The organism is Mycobacterium sp., assembly GCF_036488105.1.
Lineage (GTDB): Bacteria > Actinomycetota > Actinomycetes > Mycobacteriales > Mycobacteriaceae > Mycobacterium.
On sequence record NZ_DASXHW010000427.1, the window covers coordinates 1 to 2,745 of the forward strand.

General features: G+C 62.1%; 4 protein-coding genes. All 4 read left to right on the top strand.

What is annotated here, in order from left to right; all coding sequences use genetic code 11:
- Window positions 1–546: 546 nt before the first annotated feature.
- Entirely contained in the window at window positions 547–981 is a 435-nt protein-coding gene (locus VGH54_RS22530; protein ID WP_331514323.1) for a hypothetical protein, read from the top strand.
- Window positions 982–1,089: 108 nt separating this feature from the next.
- Window positions 1,090–1,803, top strand: a complete 714-nt coding sequence (locus VGH54_RS22535; RefSeq protein WP_331514324.1) for a hypothetical protein — start codon at window positions 1,090–1,092, stop codon at window positions 1,801–1,803.
- Between the two features lie 338 nt (window positions 1,804–2,141).
- Window positions 2,142–2,393: a hypothetical protein gene (locus VGH54_RS22540; protein WP_331514325.1), complete on the top strand. Its 252-nt coding sequence runs from the start codon at window positions 2,142–2,144 to the stop codon at window positions 2,391–2,393.
- 11 nt (window positions 2,394–2,404) lie between these two features.
- A partial coding sequence (locus tag VGH54_RS22545; RefSeq protein WP_331514326.1) for a hypothetical protein occupies window positions 2,405–2,745 on the top strand: 341 nt, incomplete at its 3' end.

Here is a 2,745-nt window from a genome sequence, read left to right on the forward strand (position 1 = left end):
GCCCTTTCCCGCCTCCCGCCCTCCCGCGTCGCGTAGAAAGAAAGCCGACCCTAGTCGGCGTATGGCCGCAGGTCAGTGGCCTAAATCGAAAAAGGTTCTGCGTACCTGACTCCGAAAGGCAAAGCCAGCTCAGACATTGCCAGGTAGGGAGGTGTAAATTATGACGCATGGCATATCTCGTGAAGGTCTTGCTGCCGTGCCGCCACTGCGGAGTGGCGACCAACCGGAGGATTCGCGACTGCCGTGCGCCTCAGTGCTTGGAGTGCAGCGTCAAGCAGTCTGCGGCCAACGCAACCGAGATTCACGATCGGTCGGGCGATGGCCATGAGCGACGCCTTGCGGGGATGATGCGCGCGCTTCTCAGGGATGGTGCGGCCACCCACCTACCTGACACCGAATTAACTTGTTAGTTAGCCTCTACCTGATGCGTCATGCAGGGGTGTACGCTGGCTTGTGCCGGGTGGGCGCATGAGACCGGCGGGACGTCACTCCGCAGACCGTCCCGCCGGTTGCCCGCCTTCCTGATCTTCGACGAAAGGGCATGAGATGCCGGTACGCTCGACTCCCGCCACGGCCACGGCCAAGTGGGTTTCCAACCTCAGTTCGGCGACCCCCCGCATGACGGCCGGAGCACAGGCGGTGCAGACGGCTCCCGGTGTGGCGGCGGCTGCTGCCGCTGACAAGTGGCTGGCGCGCGTCACTGCCGCACAGCAGAAGTTCAAGACGAACGTGGCGGCCGTCAGCCTCGCGGACTGGCAGAACAGCTACATCAACATCGGCGTCCCCCGTGTCGCGCAGGGTGCGCAGGCCAAGCAGAACAAGGTCCTGAATTTCATGAATCAGTGGCTTCCGTACCTGCAGAACGGCGTGTCCACGATCGACAAGATGCCGAACGTCACCCTGGAGGATGGCATCGCCCGCGCCACGGCCATGATCCGCTACAACGCGAAGTTCAAGAAGACCGCGACGGGCGCGAGCTAACCGGCCGGATCGCCAGAGACAACGGGAAGAGTCAACATGCCGCAGGCATACGTTCTTAACTCCGGTTTCTTCACCGGGGCAGGCGCGGGGACGGGCATCGTCACCCCCATGACCGGTGACACCTTCAACATCGCCAACTTCGTGAACGGCGGCTGCTACCTGGAAGAGATCTGGGCAGAGTCGGCGCTCGCCGACTTCGTGTCGGTCAAGTCGCCCCGGATGCACGACAATAACCAGGGCATCCGTCTCCGCACTCTCGCGAACACCATCGACCCGCTTCTGCCCTACGAGATAGAGCAGCCGATGTACTCCGGTGACACCCCCACCGTCAGCATCGACCTGACCGGCGCGGGGACGGGCGCGATCTCCACCGTCACCTGGTATGACGACCTTCCGGGCGCAGCCCCTCGGCTCGCGCAGTGGTCGGACATCAGCTCCCGCATCCGCAACATCAGCGGCGTCGACGTCGCCTTGGGTGCGGTCGGGGCGATCGGCGCGTACTCGGCGGGCAACGCGATCAACTCGCTGTTCGACAACTTCCAGGCGAACGCCGACTACGCCCTGCTTGGGTATGAGACGGCGTCGAGCGTTCTGGCAGTCGCGGTGGCCGGTCAGGACACGTCGAACCTGAAGGTCGGCGGGCCGGGTGTCGCGGACCCGAAGGTGACGCGGGACTTCTTCCTGAAGATGTCCGGGGCGACGGGGAAGCCGTTCATCCCGATCATCGCCGCCAATAACAAGGGGTCGACACTGGTCTACCAGACCGACAACTCTGCGCACGCCGCGCAGAACGTCACCCTCATCCTGGCCGAGCTGGCCTAGCCAGTGTCCGGAGTCGAAGTCGAGATTGCCGTGGGCGTTCCTGCCACGGCATTCCCGTTTCTCCCTCAGGTGGGGATTACCCAGCTTGTTTCGTCACCGTGCCTACTTCTCGGATGGAGCGGGCGTAACCCCGGATCGACGCTCGCGGACTACGAGATTCTTGACGGAACGAACGCCGTAGCCGAGCTGCAGCTTGCTGGGTACGGGGTGTCAAACCAGTGGTACGGATACCCTGGCGTCTACTGCCGTGGCGGTGTCAGCATCAACTGCATTGCAGTCCCGGCTATCTTCAACCTTCTCGCAGTTCTTCTGTAGCTCCCACCCGGAGGTGCGTTACCGTGTCAACTGTTACCGCATGGGGCTGGTTTTGGCTGACATGGGTGTTCGTCGGCGGCGGGGTTGAGGTGTACTGGCTTGCGGTCAATACGGCCAACACCCTGTCCCGTCAGGTGTGGGGCGCGGAAAAGCTCGACTTCGCGCATCCTCTGGACTTTGCGGAGTGGACGCCGCTGCATGTCGCATTGTCGGTGGTCCTGGTGTGCTTCTTTCTATGGCTGTGCGTGCATTTCCCGTTCGGGTATCTCCGCTAGGGGATGATCACATGACGGATGTTGTAGCGGCATACAACCTGATCATCGCGCCGACTACCGGCGCGCAGACTCATTCGGTTGGCATCAACCTCGGGTGGTCTAAGGTCACCCAGATTCTGATAGTCTTCCCGCCCGGCCCGTCCGGCCTGGTAGGCGTCCGCATCGAGTACGGGAGCACGCCCGTCTACCCGAATAACAGCGGTTCGTATTTCGTCGCCGACAACTACGTCATCGAGATCCCTGTCACGAATCAGGAACAGGGTGGTACGTGGGTTGCCAGGGGATACAACAATGACGAGTTTACGCATGTCATACCGGTGTGGTTTTACTATGACTACATCAATGCGACGGA

Bases quoted from the DNA above. Each gene is read 5' to 3' on its own strand.
- VGH54_RS22530 (WP_331514323.1), top strand. From the start codon at position 547: ATGCCGGTACGCTCGACTCCCGCCACGGCCACGGCCAAGTGGGTTTCC.
- VGH54_RS22535 (WP_331514324.1), top strand. From the start codon at position 1,090: ATGACCGGTGACACCTTCAACATCGCCAACTTCGTGAACGGCGGCTGC.